The sequence below is a fragment of the Agrobacterium sp. DKPNP3 genome (genome assembly GCF_052686535.1).
Map to the genome: position 1 here is coordinate 17,738 of NZ_JBQYSN010000014.1, position 19,930 is coordinate 37,667.

Below are 19,930 nucleotides of genomic sequence, written 5' to 3' on the forward strand. Positions count from 1 at the left end.
TATCATCGTTTCGTAGGGCTAAGGGGGCAGAACAACGATGGATCGCGCCGCTTTAACGCGGGAAGCACGCTAACCACAAATCGCGCCGTAGCAAATGCGTCCCAATCATTTTTTTTTAAGAGAAGTAAAGTCGAGCGGTATTGCCGCTCGATTTCCTTCCTCGATTACGCGACGTCCGCTTCGAACTGGATGCTGTGGAGGCGCTTGTAGAGACCGTCATTGGCCAGCAATTCACGCCGGCTGCCCTGTTCGACTACTTCACCGTTGTCCATCACGACAATCTTGTCGGCGCGATTGATAGTAGAAAGACGGTGAGCGATGACGATAGAGGTCTTGTTAAACGTCAAACGCTCCAAGGCGTCGCGGACAAGAGCCTCCGACTCTGAATCCAGGGCGCTCGTCGCTTCATCGAGAATCAGAATATCCGCGTCCCGCAGCATTGCACGAGCAATAGCCACACGCTGTCTCTGGCCACCGGACAGGCCGGAGCCGTTCTCTCCGAGCTTGGTGTCGTACCCATCCCGCATCTTGATGATGAAATCATGCGCATTTGCGGCCTTGGCGGCAGCGATGATCTCTTCCTCCGTCGCATTGTCACGACCGACCGAGATGTTGTGCCTAATGGTTCCAGAGAACAGGAAGGTTTCCTGGCCCACGTAAGAAACATGTTCGCGCAGGCTGGAAAAGGATACGTCGCGCAGATCCATACCATTGATTTCAACGGAGCCGTTCTGCGGGTCGTAAAGGCGCATCATGAGGTTGATGATGGTAGATTTGCCGCTGCCAGAAGGGCCTACCAGCGCAGTCATTTTACCTCCTTCGAAGAGGACGCTGACATCCCTGAGAACCGGCTGACCTGAAACGTACTCGAAGCTGACATTCTTGAGCTCGACATCGCCACTTGCCTTGGGGAGCGGCATGGCATCCTTTTTTTCTGCGAGTGTCAGCGGCGCGTCCAGCACTTCGAACATCATGCGCACTCCGATCATCCCGCCCTCGATCTGCACGCGCATGCGAGCCAGACGTTTTGCCGGTTCGTAAGCGAGAAGTAGTGCGGTGATGAATGCCATTAGATCACCTGGCGAGCCGCCTTTCTCAAGGACTGTGTATCCAGAGACGGCGATAACCACCGCGATCGCAAGGCCTGACAAAGTTTCCATAATGGGACTTGTCGCTGCTTCAAGCTTCGCAATGCCGTTGGCGCGCTGCTCGACATCTGAGACCGCCTTATTCATGCGTTGGCGCATAAGCTTCTCCAAGGAGAACGCCTTGATGACGCGCACGCCGATGCTCGTTTCCTGAACCACGTTGACGATTTCACCGAGGGAAGCAAGTTCTGCTTCCATGATCTTGCGCACGCGGCGCAGAACCAGGCGCACGCTAAAAATGGCGAGTGGTCCAATAATCATCGAAATAGCGCTCAACAGAAAATTTTGAGCGAACATTACAATGATTAACCCGAGAAGCGAAAAGAGGTCGCGTACGAACGACGTTACAATTGTGTCTATGACGCTACGAGCTGATTGAGCATTATAGGTAACACGGACCAGCAATTCAGAAGACGGCAAATTCTGAAAAAAGGAGACTCCTTGTTTCAAAAGTCGGTCGTAAATTCTGCGCTGCTGCTCGGCCACAATGCTGTTGCCAGCTTTGCTCAGGTAGTAGCTCTGCACAAAGGTCGCGAGTCCCTTGACTATAAATATAACCGCGACGGCAAATGCAATTTCGAGAACAACGTCGAAACCCTGCTTCAAATAAACACTGTTGACGATATCGCGCATAATCCATGCACTAAGAGATGTCATGCCGGCAACTATCAGCATAGCCACGATTGCCGCGGAGTACCAACCAACGTGTTTTTTGAAATTTTCTTTAAAAAGTCGCGTCAGCAACTTCTTGTCGTTTGGCGACAAAAACGATCCGATCACAGAAACATCCTTATTTGACGTCGACGCTCGCGCAGATTTTCCATCGCACATTCAGGCGCTTGTTGTTTGTGAGGAATGGCTCTCCAGTTTTCAATAAATGCCATGAGACGCCCGATAGTTTTTTTGTCACGCTCTTCGAGTGGAATGCGCAGAAAAGCTCAGCGGAATTAGGAAACCTACATGGCTTCATCCAGACCACGCCAATAAGCCTAGGGGCCTAACGTGTCAACATTGCGCTTTGGTATCCTCGAAACACGCACTACCGGCCCGCCAAGGGTAGCGTCGTGAATAGAAGCTTTCGGGCTGTGCCTGAATTAAGTAGGTGTTCCTTGTACACCGATTGATGTTATGAGGAGCTACTTTTCTGTAACGATTACTGACGGCTCATTAAGTGGTTGATTTTGTTTTCAATATTAATGAGGCGCGTACGTATTTCCGGCGCCAGAGCCCCCATTCGATCGCCATCTTTCTCCGTTGCGGCGCCCAGCTTAATTGCCTCCAATGCAGAAGCGAGAGGCCGAAGCTCCTCCATAGTGAACGTGTGGCCGCTACTAATATCCCAAGACGACTGGTAGCTGACCGCCCTATCATTCAAGGCGTCGCGAACCAAAGTCTTGTATCGATCCATTGTCAGTCTTTTATGCTTCTTTAGAATCGCACTGCGAGATGCGATATTGGCGATCATATCCGCGATTTTGGCCAAAGCTTCAGACTCTGGCGTTCCGACTGACAATACCTCTGCTAGGAAGCCCTTCGTCGTGGATCCGCGAGAGTCATGCGAGATCGCTATTCCTGGTACACCCAGAGATGCAGCGACACCGACGCCGTGCACACGCGGGCCAACCACGAGATCGAACTGAGAATATATGTGGTAATAATCTTTCGACTCGAACGAATATTCGATTTCCAGATCAGGAAAATCGCGCCTAGCCAGCGGAATTTCGTCGATATAGTGACATACAATCGAAAACTGATATTGACCTGCGTAGTCTGATAACAAGCGCCGGTACAGTGAGTTCGTGTAATTAAAGGCGTCGGAAGAGAATCCGTTCCAGATAACTGAATCGTCCGCCGTGGCATGGTAAATCAACGCAATTCTCTTTACATTCTGGATGTTGAGCTCTTGGTTGACCTCGGCGCTGAGCAAGGCCGGACAAGGGATTTCCTCGGCGGAAAAACCTTGTTTCAACACGGCCTTGAAGGTATTGTGGTCTCTCACCGTCAGTAGCTTTGATTTCGAGATTACCTCACGATAGCTTTCGTGGTAAATATCGCAGTTGCCGCCGACACCGATTATCATAACCGGCAAGTTGTAGCGTAATATCAAGGAATAGAGATCGGTCATTCTCGCGCTACACCATTCCGGCGTGCCTGACATAATGACCCAGTCGACAAACTCACAGTTCGTGTCCGGTTTCACAGAGTTGTCAAAAAATCCGAGTTTGAGGTTTGCTTCCAAGTCAACAAAGTCCACCTGAGAGTTGAAATCGCTGGGCAGCTTCGATGTTCTAAAGAGCTGGCGGTCCTGATGCGAGGGGCGGATGTCTGGATTTCTATTGTAAATGACAGGACAGTGGTCGACCTCTAGTTCTTTCAGCACATTTCTGACGCCTTGCAAGATGAATTCATCGCCAGGGTTCCACTGCCGGGTTGTCGAAAAAATGATGTTTAGCTTTTTCATTGGAATAAACTCCCTCATCAAATCCAATGGAGCAAAACGGCAAGATCGCCGTTTTAAGCGTCTAGCAAACGGTGCGCGCCGGCGTCGGATCGGTTCAACGGGCTGCGTCGGTGCTACCGCAAAGCGCTGCTTCAGTACGGATTTCCCAATTATCTCTCACATTCAGCGTTCTTGGGTTTTCAAGCCAGAGAGGGCAACTACGAGAAATAACCCATAACTTTTGTCGCGGAGCAGTTGCGTTGCTGGCTCCTTTACTGATTGACTATATTCTGGGACTTAGCCTGCTAAGGGCGATAATCAATTGGAACGTGCCACTTCGACAGTTTGGTAGCTGCGCGATTGACAAGCCTACCGGCCGAAATCTATATCGGCCAAATGTCGCGTGGGCTATCGCCTGGCACGTTTTGGCATTGGCGAGGTTGCACTATTCCATTCGCTGATTCAGGACAATTTTGTTCGCAGCCCCGATGACGGTCGTCGGGCCACTTCAAGGCAGGCAGGTCAGTGAATGCCCGATGTTTTTTTTGATCTATCCGAACTATATTTGAATTCCGGCGTGAAGTTCAAATATTATGGTATCGCTCGCACGGTGATGGAGGTGGCATATGAGCTGACGAAGCTTGACGCATCAGTTCGATACGTCATTTATTCGCCATTGCACCGACGGTTTTTCGAAGTTTTTCCTCGCGCGGGTGATGCGTCGCCGACTGGCGTACTTGATCCTAATATTCCAACTTCGGCTACGCCACTGCGTCTTCGCCAGAATATCTATGATGCAAACGCCGTGAAAAAGACGTTTTACAAGCTGCTGCATAAGATCGTTCAATATCGTAATCGTAAGCGCTGGGCCACGGTTCCTGCGGGGGCCGCCAAAGATGTCGATCTACATGAGCAAATTCTGGTTGCGCTAGGGCGTCCGAAGATTATGTCTGACTATCTGATGGCTCTCGCAGAAAGCGGCACTAAGCCTATTTTTATTCCACTGCTTCACGACATGATACCTTTGCATGATTTCAGTCACCGAAACCAGTTTTCATTCCCTAGAAACTTTATCCACGACAATCAGGTAGCGATCAGTGCGGCATCGATGATTTTGACTAACTCCGAGTTCACGGCCGCTGAAGTGAAGCATTTCTCCAAGGTTGGGACGCTGCCCCCCGTACCGAATGTTATCGCTGTTCCTCTCTGCCATGAATTGCGGCCTACCAATGAGCCCGTCGAGAAACGTGGTCCGGAAAAGCCGTATCTCCTATGCGTCGGCATATACAACGGACGGAAGAATCTGGAGTGCGTCGTCGAGGCTATGCTCTTGCTGCATCGGCGAGGCGTTTCTGTTCCTGAGCTCGTGTTGGCAGGTGCGCGCCGGAAGAGGGTGGAGAAATTTCTAAAGAAAGAGAAATTTGCCCCTTTGTTCACGAAATTTCACTTTGTCCTCAACCCGAATCAGGCGGAGTTGCGGTCGCTTTACGAAAAAGCCTATGCTCTTCTTCTGCCCAGCCGGATGGAAGGTTGGGGGCTTCCCGTCAGTGAGGCATTATGGTGCGGAACTCCTGCCTTAGCCGCAGATGTCCCTGCTTTAAGAGAAGCGGGGGGCGATTGGGCTCGCTACTTCGACCCCGAGAGTCCGGAGGAGCTGGCGACCCAACTAGAGAATCTGATTGAAAATCCAGCGGAATATGCAGCATTGAAAAAAAATATCGAACTATCCAAACCACAAATGCGCACGTGGAAGGACGTTGCAGCTGACCTGCTTGAGGCAACAAAAAAGAGCATGCTAATTAAGTAGAAATTGGACTAATTTAATCGTCTTCTTCCGTATTATTTTTGGTTGGAGGCGTTTCGGGATGTTGCATCTGGTTTTCGGGTCGGCTATCGCTCATTTCCGGAGAGTATATTTGGGATTTATTCTCGGGATATTGAGTGGGCAGTGATGTATTCGCTGGAGATAAGTTGGCGAAATATTCTCGAAACCTGAATGTGGGGTCGGATGTTGGGCGCAATGTTGGTGAATAGAAGATAGATTGATTCGCCTGAATCGTTGTGTGGGGGTGTGGGGCTCTGTCGATTTAGAGCGATTTTTTGGCATTGTCGTTTATGTGTTCTCTGGATCATATGAATGAATGGACAGGAAGAGTAACTGGTGATGTTGGACTATTTGAGGTTTTCTGAGGTTAAAGTTCTCTGCATCGGTGACGTCATGCTGGATTGCTTTATTTCTGGTGATGTGGGTCGCATTTCGCCAGAAGGTCCAGTCCCCGTCATGTGTGCGCGGTCAGAAGAGTATTTCGCAGGCGGCGCCGCGAATGTTGCTCGCAATATATCATCTCTCGGCGCAAGTTGTACCCTGCTGGGGGCGATTGGCAGAGACAGCAACGGAAGCAAGCTGCTTGAGCTCTTGAATGCCGTTCATGATGTGTCAGCGGAGTTTGTCACGCTGGATAAACGTCCGACAACCGTCAAGACACGCTTTTTAGGCCATGGCCAGCAAATGTTGCGCGTCGATTTTGAAGACGCCTCTCCAATTTCGTCAGAAGAAGAAGATCGAGTTATCTCAACCGCAACATCACTGATCAGCTCGCACAGCGTTGTCATTCTCTCAGACTATGCCAAAGGGCTCTTAAGCGAGAGGGTTGTCAAAGCTGTTATTGCGGCCTGCCGGTCTGAGGGAAAGCCAATTATTATCGACCCCAAGACTTCCGATTTCTCTCGGTATGCTGGGGCCGCGATTGTAACGCCCAATCAAAAGGAAACGCAGGCTGTGACGGGTCTGTGGCCAGATACCGACCAGGAAGCGGAATTGGCCGGCGAACTGATTCTGTCTCGCTTTGACATCGAGGCGGTCCTCATTACGCGTGCTGAGAAAGGAATGACGCTTATTGAGCGGGATCATCAGCCTTTCCACATCCGCGCAGACGCGAAAGAGGTTTTCGATGTTGTCGGCGCGGGGGATACGGTGATTGCAGCACTCGCAGTCGGCCTTGGTTCACATATTTCGCGCGCTGAAGCGGCGCGCGTCGCGAATGCTGCCGCTGGTATTGTAGTGGGGAAAAAAGGAACGGCGACCGTCTCTGTTGCGGAGCTTCGAGATGCATTGTCTCATGATACCTCATCCGGTGAGATAAGTCCGTCGGATAAACTTGTTGCCTGGAACGATATTCAGGCTCTAACAGAAGATTGGCGAAGCGATAATCTGAAAGTGGGCTTCACCAATGGCTGCTTCGATATCCTGCATGTTGGACATATCAGGCTTTTGCAATATGCACGGGATAATTGCGACCGGCTGGTCGTAGGTGTGAATTCAGATAGCTCGGTAAAGCGCCTCAAGGGACCGGCGCGGCCGATAAATACCGAATTTGATAGGGCGGAATTGTTGGGCGCCCTTGCTTTTGTCGACGCAGTGGTGGTGTTTGAAGAAGACACGCCGCTTGAACTCATCCAAATGATACGTCCTGACGTGTTGGTGAAAGGTGCGGACTACACGGTTGATAAAATTGTCGGTGCCGACGTCGTCATGGCGGCTGGCGGCAAGGTTGTGACGTTCGAGATAGTACCGGGGAAAAGCACGACGGCGACAATAGCGCGAAGCCAGGAAAGGGCAGTTTGATGTATATTGTAACTGGGGCGGCTGGATTTATTGGGTCAAACATTGTCGCTGATTTGGAAGCGGCGGGTCTGGGACCAATCGCCGTGGTTGACTGGTTCGGGCGCGGTGACAAGTGGCGCAATCTAGCGAAGAGGAACATCGCGGCTTATGTTTCTCCTGAGGGATTGCCAGAGTATCTTCGCGGCCTAAAGATGGAAGTTAAGGCTGTGATCCACATGGGCGCGATCTCGGCCACCACTGAAGCTGACGTAGACAGACTGATCGATCTAAACATTAACTATTCAGTTATATTGTGGGATTGGTGCGCTGAGCATGGTGTCCCATTCATTTACGCATCTTCCGCTGCGACCTACGGCGGAATCGAGGATGGATTTGATGATAATGAGTCATCCGCCGCTCGAGCGGGCCTGGCACCGCTAAATGCGTATGGCTGGAGCAAAAAAACGACAGATGATATTTTTGTCGAACGTGTCGCCCGAGGTGAGAATGCTCCCCCCCAATGGGTTGGTCTGAAATTCTTTAATGTGTATGGCCCCAACGAGTACCACAAGGATGACATGCGCAGCGTAGCCTGCAAGCTCTTTGACGTTGTGCAGACTACGAATGAGGTCTCCCTATTCAAATCCTATCGACCCGACATCGCCCATGGCGAACAACGTCGCGACTTTGTCTATGTTAAAGACTGCACGTCTTTCATTCTTTGGCTTTTGCACAATAGAAACCGGAGTGGAATATTCAACTGCGGATCCGGCAAGGCGAGGTCGTTCGCAGATATCGTCCACGTCATGGGGGATATTTTAGGCAAGAAACTGAATATAAACTTCATTGAAATGCCCGAGGCCATTCGTGGAAAATATCAGTATTTCACGGAGGCAAATATGTCGAAAGTGGCATCGATAGGCTATAACGGCCCGCAGTCGTCGCTGGAAGAAGGGCTACATGACTACATTAATAGTTATCTACGGCATGATGACAGGTATCGGTAAACTCAATACGTAGTGTGCGAGGAACCTTTAAGTCGAAGTGGATATCTATCTTTGGTGGAAGCCCGTTCGACCTCAAAAATTTCGGTGGCACGATTATCCATCTTCCAATTAATTTAGCCGGACAGTAAGTAGGGAAACCGTCAATGGTGCAGCCGGGTTTTGATTCCGCCCAGAGTGAGTATCTGGACCTTAAGAAATGGCTTTTCGAAGCGGCACTTCCTTTATGGTCTTCCGTCGGGCGAGACGATGTTAATGGCGGCTTTTTTGAGAAAATCGACAAAAACGGAGTTGCTGTGGAAGCTGCTCGCAGGACGAGAGTCGTCTGCCGCCAAATCTACAGCTTTTCTGCTGCGAAGAACATGGGCTGGTCAGGCGACGCTGAAGGGCTGGTTCAGCACGGGTGGAGTTTTCTTCGACGCCACTGTTTTAATGCAAACGGAACGCTGATTGCGACTGTGGACGCGGCTACCGGTTCAAAGAATACTTCGTTTGATCTTTATGACCATGCTTTTGCATTATTTGGCTTGAGTTATGTAGCTGAGACTCTCAGAAGCGCAGAGAATGCCGCAGATGACGCTCTTGATTGTCTCGAGGCGATGATCTCCGGGTGGAAACATCCGATCGCGGGTTTCGAAGAGGCGATTCCCCCCATCGTGCCACTTCGGTCAAATCCGCATATGCATCTTTTTGAGGCTTTTCTTACCTGGTTGGAAAATCCGCTCGTTAAGAATCCCGATCGTTGGCTCTCTTGTCTCAATGAGATCGGAGACTTGTGTCTGTCTGCATTTATATCCAATGAAAATGGATCGCTTAGTGAGTATTTTAATCACGACTGGTCAGTGATGCGTGACAACTCTCTGGCGCCTGTCGAGCCCGGGCACCAATTCGAGTGGGCTTGGCTGCTCACAAGGTGGGGTAAAATGGCTGGGCGGAAGGACGCCCTGATCGCGGCTCGCAGACTGGTGGCGATTGGCGAGAAAGGTGTCGACGAATCGCTTTCATTGGCTCGAAATGGCCTTGATTTCAGCTTAAATTCGTTAGATGGAGCTTTTCGTTTATGGCCGCAAACGGAGCGGATCAAGGCTTGGCTTATGATGGCCGAAACGGCGATCACGCCCGAAGACAGAGAGAATGCTTATGCGAAGGTAGCGGACGCAGCCTCTGGTCTGAAACGTTTTTTCAGCGACGTTCTGCCTGGCCTCTGGATTGACCGTTTTGACGAAAACGGAAATGTTGTAGATGAACACGCACCAGCGTCTTCTCTATATCATATAGTCTGCGCCATTGAGGAAATGCATAGACTGCTGGAGCCTCATACGCAGAGCGTGCCCGGGCTTTTTCTGGACCGTGACGGCGTTATCATCGAAGATAGCGGATATCCGAGTAAAGTGGAGGGTGTCCGGCTGATTCCCGGAGCCGCGGAATTTATAAGCTCTTTTAGAGAGCGAGGATACCGCGTATTTGTCGTAACAAATCAGTCTGGCATAGGACGCGGTTATTACGATGATCTCGACTATATCATTTTGAAGGCGCATATTGGGAAGTTGCTCCGGAAGGAGGGAGCTTATATCGATGACGAGCGCCTTTGTCCTTTTCACGAAAGCGCCACCGTCGAAAAGTATCGGGGAAATCACTATTGGAGAAAGCCGTCTCCAGGGATGATTGAGGATATTGTCGTCCGTTGGAACATAGACCGAAAGCGAAGCGTGCTTATTGGCGACAAACCATCTGATATTGAGGCGGCAAACGCAGCTAAAATAGACGGTCGTCTTTTTAGCGGCAACAACTTGATGCATTTCGCCGAAGAAGAAAACATTTTATGATGGGAAATGTTTTGAAGTCTTCGCACGGGAAAACCAAGGCATGAAAGAAGGCGTTTCCTATGAAGCTTTCGAGGCCTATCTGTCGCAGCAGCGTTGTCCCGATTATAGCGGCCCAGCGACATATAAGGTGCTTTTCTGTGCGCTGACCGATGAGTTGAAAGAGTCGCGTGTCGCCGCGCTGTTTGGTTCGTGGTCAGAAAGCGAAATTGATTGGATAACGGCTCAAGGCTGGACAGCGGACGCCGGCGAGAATCCTGATATTTTGGCAGACCGCCCAGATGACGGCAAAAGTTCGACCGCCAATCTGGTGATTTGCCGACTGATGGATGCGCCACTTGATTCAAAGATTGCGTATCAGATTGTTTCTAAAGCACGTGGTCGCCTTTCTGCCGGGGGCGTCCTTATTTTGGAAATAAAGCGGTCGAACGGTGATGTTGCTGCGTCGCACGTGCGGAATTTTCCCTTTTCCGAAATTGTCCCCGAATTCATCGTGGCTGAAGCCGGACGGTATTTAGGTTTTTCTTCAATCGAGACACGTTACTTTCCAACCGGCCTAGTTGGAGAGTCCGACATGAGCTTTGTAGCTGCGGTTATTTTGCAGAAGTCATATGCTGACGGAAACAATCCCATCTCGGTTGTCGGGCGGGCAATCAATTCAATGAACGGATATACTGATTTAAGAGCTGCAACCCACTCTCAAGAGACCGAAGTGCTTCACCGCGAAGAATTACTGTCTGCAATACGCGACTGGCGCAGTCAGTCGAAGATGAGCGCGGATGTAATTGCGGAACTATCGAGCGCTGCATTAGAAGCAGGAAGTGTTTCCCATCGCCTCTCAAAAGCAGAGCGCCGTATACGACGATTGACTTGGCAGACCGCGATATTCCTGCCTCTGACTTACCCGCTATCTTTGGTGATATCGGGAGCCGCCGGATTGGTGGCGCGGATCAAGGATAAAAGACGCAAAGGTCGCTTTGAACCAAAAAAAAAACTCCCATCTGACCAACGAGAAATCTATGACCGGCAGATAGTAACATCGTCGCCGCTTGCTGGGTATTTTGCCGGCAATTCGGAACCTAAAATACTTATCGTGAAACTGGATCATATAGGCGATTTCATTTTGTCTTTGCCTGCCATTAGGGTCCTAAAGGACGCGTGGCCGCACGGGCATTTTACGATTGTCTGTTCACCGACCATCTCTGGTTTGGCCAAAGCGTGTGGTTACTTCGATGAAGTGAGAGAGTATAATTTTTTTGCGCAGCTTTCGCAGGACGTGAAAAAAGCTGACATGTCTAAATTCTCTAGGATCAGGGATGTTGTTGGTGAGGTTTACGACATCGCGATCGATCTTAGGCATGACCAAGATACGCGACCAACATTGGCTTTTGTTGATGCAAAGATTAAGGCGGGGTATCAGACGCACGGGAAGCACTTTGTTCCACTCGATGTCTCGCTTCCTCCTATTCCCGAACGTTCCGGCCTTCACAAAAGCCCTCATAATATCGGCAGGCTAATGTTGCTTTGCAGCCACGTTGTAAACTCAGTGAAGCCGTTGATGTTCGATGCGGGAAGTGCTTTGGTGTTGGCTGGGCGTGAGGCGCCTCTGCCGAACGGAGAAAAATATGCAATTTTAGCACCTGGTGGTGGCACGCTGGCCAAGAAGTGGCCAGCTGAAAGATTTGCCGAACTGGCTGTTCGAATAGCCCAGCACCATGATCTAAAAATTGTCGTCTTGGGCGGCGCCCAGGAAAAAGAATATGGTGAAGCGGTATCGAGAGCGCTTCCCGCAGGACAGGTATTTGACCTGACAGGAAGTCTTCCTCTTGTCGACATGGCGAAAGTCTCAGCGGGTGCAACGATATTTGTTGGGAGCGATACGGGTGCGACGCAGCTAGCGGCTCTTTTAGGCACCCCTACCGTTGCAGTGTTTAGCGGCGTCGCAGATGTGAACCTGTGGCAACCAGTCGGCATGAGAGTGGAAGTCGTGAGGCGACCAATTCCTTGTTCCCCGTGTTATATCGCGAAATTAGAGAATTGCGTGCAAGGTCATGCGTGTATGAACGACATTCAGGTGGATCACGTCTACAAGTCGGTAGAGAGCTTGATCTCTACAACTGAGTGAAGCTGTCTCAGGTTGATTCAGCCGTAAATATCTTGAAAAAGTAGAGAGTGTGTGGTGGCAGTTTTCAAAGCAATCGAAAAAAAGCTGAGACATGTGTATAAACGACGCAAACTCGCATCGTCCGGTATCGTTGAAAATGACGGCGGAGCCATACTGGTAACAGGAGGCTTAGGCGACCTCATTGTGATCGCGCGGTTCATGCGCGATCTCCTGGGGCATTTGGGCGGTGGATCCTTTTCGATTTTTTACAGTTCGCCAATGGTGGCGGATATGGTTTTCAAAAGTGTGCCGGGATTTTCCGGTGCGTATCCGTCGCACTTTTTCAAATATGCGAAAGATGTCTATCTTTACGGGCTGAAGATTAATCAATTTATATATGTCGAGAAATGGCCAGGTCATCGTGCGATGACACTTGCTGATACAAAAATATATGAGCTTGTGAGAATACTTGAGGCTTATGAGAAGAAGATGGAGCCGCTTCATGTTGTGCGTATGCATCATCCGTTTCTTGATGGCACTTTAGGCAGATATGCGGCGATCAAAGGCCGCTCGCGGAACGACTTTCTCCATTACGCAGCCGATATTCCATATGGGGGCGATACATTATCTCTCAGTGGCGATGACACGATTCTAGCCCGACATGATCTCGTCCCCGGTAGATACATAACGATTCACAATGGATATGATGAGGCGATGCAAGGCTTGCCCGGCCAGCGGGCCACCAAGGCCTATCCGGGATGGGGCGATGTGGTTTCCTATTTGCCGGAAAAGTTTGGCGAGGACTTGAAGGTTGTTCAATTAGGTACGGAGAAGACCAGTGCGCCTATTGCCGGTGTAGATGTCAACTTGATTGGAAAGACTTCGTTAAAGCAGGCGCTGGGACTTCTCGCGAATACCGCATTTCATCTGGATAATGAAGGAGGATTTGTACATGCTGCGGCTGCGTTTGGGAAGAAAAGCTGCGTCGTCTTCGGGCCGACATCGGTAGATTATTTTGGTTATCGATCAAACTTGAATTTCTCTCCTCTCCAATGCGGTGATTGTTGGTGGAGCGAAAAGACTTGGATGATGGCGTGTCCAAGAGGTGACACTTTGCCGGCTTGCATGTCGGCCTATGATCCTCGGGTCCTAGCTGAGGAGATTTATCGCTGGTGGACGGCCATGTAGATAACAATCTTGGTAGTAGGCGCGGGGTCTACCCTACTGCCAGGCTGAATCCCAGGCCGCTCAGCTAAGCCACGGGTATAATTTTGATTTCCTGATTTCATCGACAAAAATAAGGTTACCGGACGTAGCGAAATGGACGTAGTATCCTGCTTTTGTCATAAGACGAAAAATTTCGTCTTTTTTACCACCAGCCCCGGTGATCTGAACTGACGTGCTCCTGACGTGCCCCCGTTAAATTAGGCCATTTAGAACTGGAATTCTCCACTTATGATCCCTGGTGGGAAGAAGAGGAGAATTCGATGAAGGCCTCGAAGTTTTCGGAAGCGCAGATCGCATTCGTATTGAAGCAGGCGGATCATGGAACGCCGATAGGCGGGGTCTGCCGCAAGGCAGGGGTTTCGGACGCGACGTTTTACAATTGGCGCAAAAAATACGCGGGCTTGATGCCCTCGGAGATGAAGCGGCTGCGACAGCTTGAGGAAGAGAATGCCAAGCTGAAGCTGTTGGTTTCCGCGCAGAAGTGAGCCGGTTAGGCGCATAAGGGGGTGCGGATAAAAAGTTGGACTGCTTCATAAGTTCAAGCCGAGGCTCTGACGATACTCGACCGGGCTGAGTGATCCCAGCGATATTTTGATACGCTTCTCATTGTACCAGAGGATGTAGGCATCCACCTCGGCGACGAACTGTTCGATCGTAATGGTTTTCCAGTCTCGTGGATAGAAGAACTCTGTTTTCAGTCGGCCGAAGAAGCCTTCGCACGCGGCGTTGTCTTGCGAGCAACCCTTTCGGGACATCGAACGAACCAACTGCGCATTGCTGGTCCTGTTGAGCCAGCCCGGCCAGCGATAATGGGCTCCTCGATCAGAATGGATGATTGGCCGTTGTTCGCTGTCGTCCACTGTCCCGATGGCTGCATCCAGCATGGTGTTGACGAGACCCGCATCTGGTTGGGTTCCGATGGACCAGCTGATGACCATGCCGTCAAAGCAGTCGATAATGGGGGAAAGGTACACCTTGCCGGCGGGGATCTGGAACTCGGTGATGTCTGTAAGCCACTTCAGGTTCGGCGCTTTTGCATGGAAGTCGCGATTAATCAGGTTGTCGGGTGCGGGACTGATCTCTCCCAGGTACGATCCGAAACGCCGGCGACGCGGTCTGGCAACGACCAACTGCTCCTGCTTCATCAAGCGCTGGATAACCTTTTCCGAGATTATCACGCTCTGCCTGGCCAGCGACGCCTGCAGTCGTCGATAACCGTAGCAACGACGGTTCGCTTCAAAGATCTCCGCTAGGCTGTGGCGGACGGCGGCATATTTGTCTGCCAGGCGCACGCGGGCTCGGTGGTAGAAGTAGGAGCTTCGGGCTATTCGCAGCTGGGTGAGCAGTTCCGGCAGACAATAGGTTTCCTTAAGGGCGTCAATCAGGTGGGTCTTCTCCCGATTACTCAGGATCTGCAGATCGACGCCCAGATCTTTTTTTAGGAGTTCATTGGCCTTCTTCAGGAGATCATGTTCGAGTTGTAACTGGTGGACATCACGCTGGAGGGCTTCAAGCTGTCGCTCGAGCTCTTCACGTTCAGGCACCTTGGGATGGGCTTTGCGGCGTTTCATGGATGACGGGGCCTCACGATCGAGAAGCTGATCTTTCCAGCTGTACAATGTAGGCCTTGAGACGCCTAGTCGGTCAGCTACCTGTTGAGCGGTTTCATCTCCACTGCATAGCCCAATGACGCCTGCTTGCCAGACATCCTCGCAATAGCCAGGATGCCACGATCGACCGGCCATCGATGTCCGTGTCTCCGGAAAGGCCTCGCGAACCCATGCAGTCAGTGTCCCTCGTCCGGGATAGCCAAGTGCCCTCATCGTCGCAGAGATGCAACGATCATGGGTGCGAAAGTGCTCAAGTGCCGCCTGCCTCTGAGCCTCTGAAAATTTTGGCGCTCGCGCGACCGGCTGAGTACGCAGCTCGAGATGCTGTACGTACTCGCGATACCAGCCCCTCAGCGCATTCTTGGTCGGATACCCCAGCTGGCGAATGGTCGCGTTAAGTCGCTTCTCAAGCCGGATATAGAGCTCAACCGCTCGAACTCTGTCTGCGTAGGAATACATGAACTACCTCCTGTTAGTCCAAGTTTTCGTCCGCACCCCCCTATCCGCCTAACCGGCTCACTTCTGCGCGGGAACCAACAGTTATCGCTTACATTGCTGTTGACACAGCGGGAAATATGGCTCAGTCGAAGACGCTAACGCAAGACACTGTCCGGGAGCATTATGGGAAGTGAATTGAAACGCGAGAAGCGTGGCGAATTGGAGGCCATCCGGGGTCTCGCAGCCTGCTCTGTAGTGGGCGGTCATTTTTTTGGTTGCTTCGCTCAGCCGGATAAGTTGCCCGACATCAGCCGCAGTCTTTATTCCGCACTTACAAACGGCTCGGCGGCTGTTGTAGTGTTTTTCGTCCTTTCCGGCGTTGTACTCCCTCTCTCCTTCTTTCGATCCGGAGGCAAGACAAGCACGATCACGGTGGCTGCGTTAAACCGCTTCCCTCGGCTGATGCTCTTAGTGTTTTTGACCGTGATGGGTTCCTACCTAATCACTGTTTTCGGAGTGAACTATTCCAAGGCTGCGGCACAAATATCCGGCTCAACCTGGCTCGCTACCTACGGCTTCCCGCATCCAACAGAACACTTTGAACCGAGTTTCGGTACCGCTCTCTGGCAAGGGCTCTTCGGAACGCTCTTGGAAAACAGGAGCGAGTTCAACGTGTCTCTTTGGACAATGCATCACGAGCTGTACGGCAGCTTCGTCACTTTTGGTTTGGCTATGGTGTTGTTTAAAGCACCGATGAAAATTATCTGTATCATGACCGCGCTGGCTTTTGTTGTTCTTCAGTTTACCGCTTGGCGCTTGACCCCTTTTGTTGTCGGAACCGCACTTTCAGCGTTCTTCTATCAGCGCCCACAGTTTTCGCTTAAACTCCCCTTGTCCCTTGGCCTAATTGTTTTTGGCTTCCTCTTTTACGGGTTCGTTCCGGCTAACAGTGGTTACTGGCCCACGACATTCATTCCTTGGGGCACGGACGATCAAAAAGGGTGGTTGGTTCACACCCTTGCAGGCGTGAGTTTTATCCTCGGCGTGGCGGGCAACGATCGCGTCAGGAGAGTGATGAATGCGGATTGGTTGGTCGCCTTGGGACGGTACTCGTTTGCCATGTATGCCGTCCACATGTTGATTATGAGTTCTTTGGTGAGCTTAGTGCTGATCCACGTTGCACCACTAGGCAAGCTCCCAGCTCTTATTATCATTACGATCGTGTTCGTATTGTCTCTGGCCGCAGCATCTTATGTGCTAACGAAAATCGACGAGTGGTGGACGAAGTGGACGCGGTCAGCGATCAAGTCCCTTACGGCTACCCAACCGAAGGCGCCAGCGCAGTGTCCGAGCGTGCCTTCTTTTTGAGGCGCTTGAGGGCGCGCGAATGCGTCCCCAGCACTCGTTTGTTAGCCAATGGACCAGCGTATTATAATTTTTGCCGAAGTTTTGGAACCGGCTAAGATTTCGATTTCGTATAAAAAAAATCCTAAATCGCGCCGTAGGGTACAGTTATTGCACTCTTTGTAAGCGCCGTCTCCTTCCCATCGGGTCCGCTGCTTTCTGAGCATGATTGGTCATGCGAAAAGACTTCCAGGCGTATCTGGAAGTTGAATTATGGATGATGGATTTGTTGTCGTTATGAGGTCGTTGAACCGCGGCGGGGTAACCGGCGGTGGCCGGATGACGTGAAGGCTCGTATTGTCGCGAAAAGCCTCGAGCCTGGTGCGCGGGTAGTGGATGTCGCTCGCGGTCACGGTGTTGTAGCAAATCAACTTTCCGGTTGGCGACGTCAGGTGGGAGCACCATTCTGGCCCTGCCGTTTGCGACGGCAACGACGCCGTCGTGGCACAATGGTTCCGAGCAGTAGTCGTGCCTCTGGCAATTGCTCCGGGGCCGCCTGAGCCTGGCAATCCTTAGTCGCTACCAAAGCCGACCTGCGCCAGACCGCAGGCGGGATCAGCGGTGTTGACGTTGAATTTGGCTTAGACGTCGTGATGCGGATTCCTGGCGATGTGCCGGTGGAACGAGTCGTTGCGCTGTCTCGCGCTGTGCCAGGAGCATCATGATCGTCGCAGGCCAACGCTTGCCGATCCTGATCGCCGCACGGCCGGTTGACTTCCGCTGTGGGCATCAAACGCTGGCTCTGATGGTGCAGACCTAGTTTAAGCTCGACCCGCATTCCGGGGTGACGGTGGTCGTCCGGTCGAAGCGCGGGGATCGCCCGAAGATCCTGGTGTGGGATGGCACTGAGAGCTGGCTCGGTTTGTCTCAACAGTTTCGGGCTTTTTGTTAAGTGGATTCCCCCTCGATGTGAGCGTCCGGTGAGCTGTTTTTGCTGATCGGGCAAATCAGGCGATGTTCTGGCATTCGAACCAGCATTAGTGCTGACATTAATACCAGAACAAAGAGGTTTTCATGGCTCGCATGGAGATCATGTCCGGTACCGAGCGCAGGCGGCGCTGGTCGGACGAGGCGAAGCTGAGGATACTGGCGCAAGCTGATGAACCCGGTGCTCGCATTGGTGAGGTGGCGCGCCGGCATGACGTTCATCCTGGCCAGATCCGCTTGTGGCGGAAGTCGTTCAGCTATGTTGATCGACCGACGGTGTTCCTTCCAGTGGAAATCATGGAGGAGGCTGGCGTAAGTCAGTCGTCTACCACGGTAACGAGGCCGGCGATCGTCGAGATATTGCTGCGGAACGGTCGGTGCCTGAAGGTTCCTGCTGACGTTGAGTTGAAGCTGCTCGGTCCGCTGGTCGCTTGTGTGGAGGCGGCATGATCAGGCCATCGGGCAATGTAAGGGTCTATCTGGCCTGCGGAGTCACCGATATGCGGCGTGGCATTGATGGTCTGTCCGCGCTGGTCGAAACGATCGTGAAGGAGGCGCCGGGCTCGGGCGCGATCTTCGGCTTCCGCGGAAAGCGCGCTGACCGGATCAAGCTTCTCTGGTGGGACGGTCAGGGGTTTTGCTTGTTGTACAAGATTTTGGAGCGCGGGTACTTTCCCTGGCCGACGGCGAAAGAGGGCGTCGCCCACCTGACGCAGGCGCAGCTTTCCATGCTCGTCGAAGGGATCGATTGGCGGCGCCCAGCGTGGACGTCCGCTCCTGCCCGAACGGGATAAAAGCTATATTTTGCAAGGGCATCCGAAGCTTAACGCTGGCGCGTCAGAGGCAAATCGGCTAGATTTGCGGATATGGAAACAGCGCCGCTGAACAGTCAGGACGAACTCACTGCTTTGCGCGCACTGGTCGCCGAACAGGCGGCGAAGCTTAAGAGCCAGGAAGCCGAGGTCATCAAGCGAGACTCCATCATAGGGCTTCTTCGCGCGCAACTGGAGCTTCTCCGACATCGGCAGCATGGCGCCTCTTCGGAAAAGATCGACGGAAGATAGAGCAGTTCGAACTGATGCTGGAGGAGATCGAGGCCTCCCGTGCCGAGGCTGAACTGCGCTCCGGCAAAACTCCTCTGCCAGAGTTGCATGACGCATCCGAAAAGCCGAAGCGTAAGCCTTTGCCCGATGGTCTTCCCACCGAAGAGCTGATTTATGCGGTTCCCTGTAATTGCCCGACCTGCGGTGGCACCTCGTTCCTCAAGGCGCCCGACAGGGTGGTCCAAGTGCTGGAACACGTGCCGGCGTCGGTCAAGATTGTCCGCCATGTCGAAAAGCGCATGATCTGCAGGGAGTGCGATACGACGGTGGCTGGCGAGATGCCGACCTTGCCGATCGAGCGCGGCAAGCCCGGGCCTGGATTGCTCGCCCATATCATGGTCTCCAAGTTCGATGATCACATTCCGCTTTACCGTCTCTCAGAGATGTATGATCGGCAGGGAATAGACATATCGCGCTCCGTGATGGCCGACTGGGTCGGCCGCGTATCCGCTTTGCTGACACCCATCATCTTGTTGATCAGGGCCCATATCGCCGCGCTTGACCGAATACATACGGACGATACCCCGGTCGATGTTCTCGACCCTGGGCGGGGCAAGACAAAAACCGGCAGGGTCTGGGTCTATGTCTTCGACGGCAGTGGCTATCAAGCCACCATTCCGGCAGCCATCGCCTATTACTACAGTCCTGATCGAAAGGGCATACATCCGGCTGACCACCTGGCAAGCTTCAGCGGCGTCATGCATGCCGACGGTTATGGAGGCTACAAAAAACTCTACGGCAACCAGATCGTTGAGGCCGCCTGCATGGCGCATGTGCGGCGCAAGTTCCATGATGTGATCAAGCTGAAGCCGTCACCGGTCGCGGAGGAAGCGCTGTCGCGCATCGGCGCGCTCTACGATATCGAGAACCGTATCCGCTGCATGTCAGCTGACGAGCGGTGTACCCCGCGCCAAGCACATGCCCGGCCCGTTCTGGATGAGCTCAAGGCCTGGATCGAAGCCACGCTTTCTACACTGCCACAGAAGCAGAAGCTGGCCGAGGCAATGCGATACGCGCTGTCTCGATGGGCAGCCTTGAGCGTTTACATCGATGATGGCCGTGTCGAAATCGACACGGATGTTGTTGAACAGCCCCTTT

General features: G+C 52.2%; 12 protein-coding genes and 3 pseudogenes. 12 read left to right on the plus strand and 3 right to left on the minus strand.

Features of this window, described 5'->3' with window-relative positions; translation table 11 throughout:
- Positions 1 to 164 precede the first annotated feature (164 nt).
- Complete coding sequence (locus ACUTJJ_RS06280) at positions 165 to 1,928, minus strand: ABC transporter ATP-binding protein (RefSeq protein WP_034495639.1); 1,764 nt, start codon at positions 1,926 to 1,928, stop codon at positions 165 to 167.
- A gap of 373 nt (positions 1,929 to 2,301) precedes the next feature.
- Complete coding sequence (locus ACUTJJ_RS06285) at positions 2,302 to 3,609, minus strand: polysaccharide pyruvyl transferase family protein (RefSeq protein WP_445541662.1); 1,308 nt, start codon at positions 3,607 to 3,609, stop codon at positions 2,302 to 2,304.
- A 508-nt stretch (positions 3,610 to 4,117) separates the two neighbouring features.
- Between ACUTJJ_RS06285 and ACUTJJ_RS06290 the strand changes: the two genes are divergently transcribed.
- The 7 genes and pseudogenes from ACUTJJ_RS06290 to ACUTJJ_RS06320 all read left to right on the plus strand — a co-directional run.
- A complete protein-coding gene (locus tag ACUTJJ_RS06290; protein ID WP_034495601.1) occupies positions 4,118 to 5,395 on the plus strand; it encodes a glycosyltransferase family 4 protein in 1,278 nt (425 codons plus the stop codon).
- A gap of 357 nt (positions 5,396 to 5,752) precedes the next feature.
- Positions 5,753 to 7,213, plus strand: a complete 1,461-nt coding sequence (gene rfaE1 / locus ACUTJJ_RS06295) for a D-glycero-beta-D-manno-heptose-7-phosphate kinase (protein ID WP_445541663.1) — start codon at positions 5,753 to 5,755, stop codon at positions 7,211 to 7,213.
- On the plus strand, positions 7,213 to 8,199 hold the full coding sequence (rfaD, locus tag ACUTJJ_RS06300; RefSeq protein WP_445541664.1) for an ADP-glyceromanno-heptose 6-epimerase: 987 nt from the start codon (positions 7,213 to 7,215) through the stop codon (positions 8,197 to 8,199). Before rfaE1 ends, rfaD begins: the two co-directional genes overlap by 1 nt.
- 143 nt (positions 8,200 to 8,342) lie before the next feature.
- Positions 8,343 to 10,022 (plus strand): HAD-IIIA family hydrolase, encoded by a 1,680-nt coding sequence (locus tag ACUTJJ_RS06305; RefSeq protein WP_445541665.1) that lies wholly within the window; start codon positions 8,343 to 8,345, stop codon positions 10,020 to 10,022.
- A 40-nt stretch (positions 10,023 to 10,062) separates the two neighbouring features.
- Positions 10,063 to 12,144 (plus strand): glycosyltransferase family 9 protein, encoded by a 2,082-nt coding sequence (locus ACUTJJ_RS06310; RefSeq protein WP_445541666.1) that lies wholly within the window; start codon positions 10,063 to 10,065, stop codon positions 12,142 to 12,144.
- Between the two features lie 54 nt (positions 12,145 to 12,198).
- Positions 12,199 to 13,311 (plus strand): glycosyltransferase family 9 protein, encoded by a 1,113-nt coding sequence (locus tag ACUTJJ_RS06315; protein WP_445541667.1) that lies wholly within the window; start codon positions 12,199 to 12,201, stop codon positions 13,309 to 13,311.
- Positions 13,312 to 13,610: 299 nt separating this feature from the next.
- Positions 13,611 to 13,823, plus strand: a pseudogene (locus tag ACUTJJ_RS06320) (transposase); the annotation flags it as partial.
- 57 nt (positions 13,824 to 13,880) lie between these two features.
- Here ACUTJJ_RS06320 and ACUTJJ_RS06325 read toward each other — a convergent pair.
- Positions 13,881 to 15,419, minus strand: coding sequence for an IS3 family transposase (locus tag ACUTJJ_RS06325; RefSeq protein WP_445541668.1), 1,539 nt, complete (start codon positions 15,417 to 15,419; stop codon positions 13,881 to 13,883).
- A gap of 174 nt (positions 15,420 to 15,593) precedes the next feature.
- Here ACUTJJ_RS06325 and ACUTJJ_RS06330 point away from each other — a divergent pair, with 174 nt between their 5' ends.
- From ACUTJJ_RS06330 to tnpC, 5 genes and pseudogenes are all read left to right on the plus strand, one after another.
- Positions 15,594 to 16,766 carry an acyltransferase family protein gene (locus ACUTJJ_RS06330; protein ID WP_445541669.1) on the plus strand — a complete coding sequence of 391 codons (1,173 nt, stop codon included), beginning with the start codon at positions 15,594 to 15,596 and terminating at the stop codon, positions 16,764 to 16,766.
- A 246-nt stretch (positions 16,767 to 17,012) separates the two neighbouring features.
- Positions 17,013 to 17,467 (plus strand): annotated as a pseudogene (locus tag ACUTJJ_RS06335) (transposase).
- A 349-nt stretch (positions 17,468 to 17,816) separates the two neighbouring features.
- Complete coding sequence (tnpA, locus tag ACUTJJ_RS06340; protein WP_445541670.1) at positions 17,817 to 18,179, plus strand: IS66-like element accessory protein TnpA; 363 nt, start codon at positions 17,817 to 17,819, stop codon at positions 18,177 to 18,179.
- Positions 18,176 to 18,523 carry an IS66 family insertion sequence element accessory protein TnpB gene (tnpB, locus tag ACUTJJ_RS06345; protein ID WP_445541671.1) on the plus strand — a complete coding sequence of 116 codons (348 nt, stop codon included), beginning with the start codon at positions 18,176 to 18,178 and terminating at the stop codon, positions 18,521 to 18,523. The genes tnpA and tnpB overlap by 4 nt, the downstream gene beginning before the upstream one ends.
- 72 nt (positions 18,524 to 18,595) lie before the next feature.
- A pseudogene (tnpC, locus tag ACUTJJ_RS06350) lies at positions 18,596 to 19,929 on the plus strand (IS66 family transposase); the annotation flags it as partial.
- Between the last annotated feature and the right edge of the window lies 1 nt (position 19,930).

Coding starts and splice junctions, on each gene's coding strand:
- ACUTJJ_RS06285 (WP_445541662.1), bottom strand. CDS start 3,609: ATGAAAAAGCTAAACATCATTTTTTCGACAACCCGGCAGTGGAACCCT.
- ACUTJJ_RS06290 (WP_034495601.1), top strand. CDS start 4,118: ATGCCCGATGTTTTTTTTGATCTATCCGAACTATATTTGAATTCCGGC.
- rfaE1 (WP_445541663.1), top strand. CDS start 5,753: ATGTTGGACTATTTGAGGTTTTCTGAGGTTAAAGTTCTCTGCATCGGT.
- rfaD (WP_445541664.1), top strand. CDS start 7,213: ATGTATATTGTAACTGGGGCGGCTGGATTTATTGGGTCAAACATTGTC.
- ACUTJJ_RS06305 (WP_445541665.1), top strand. CDS start 8,343: ATGGTGCAGCCGGGTTTTGATTCCGCCCAGAGTGAGTATCTGGACCTT.
- ACUTJJ_RS06310 (WP_445541666.1), top strand. CDS start 10,063: ATGAAAGAAGGCGTTTCCTATGAAGCTTTCGAGGCCTATCTGTCGCAG.
- ACUTJJ_RS06325 (WP_445541668.1), bottom strand. CDS start 15,419: ATGTATTCCTACGCAGACAGAGTTCGAGCGGTTGAGCTCTATATCCGG.
- tnpA (WP_445541670.1), top strand. CDS start 17,817: ATGGCTCGCATGGAGATCATGTCCGGTACCGAGCGCAGGCGGCGCTGG.
- tnpB (WP_445541671.1), top strand. CDS start 18,176: ATGATCAGGCCATCGGGCAATGTAAGGGTCTATCTGGCCTGCGGAGTC.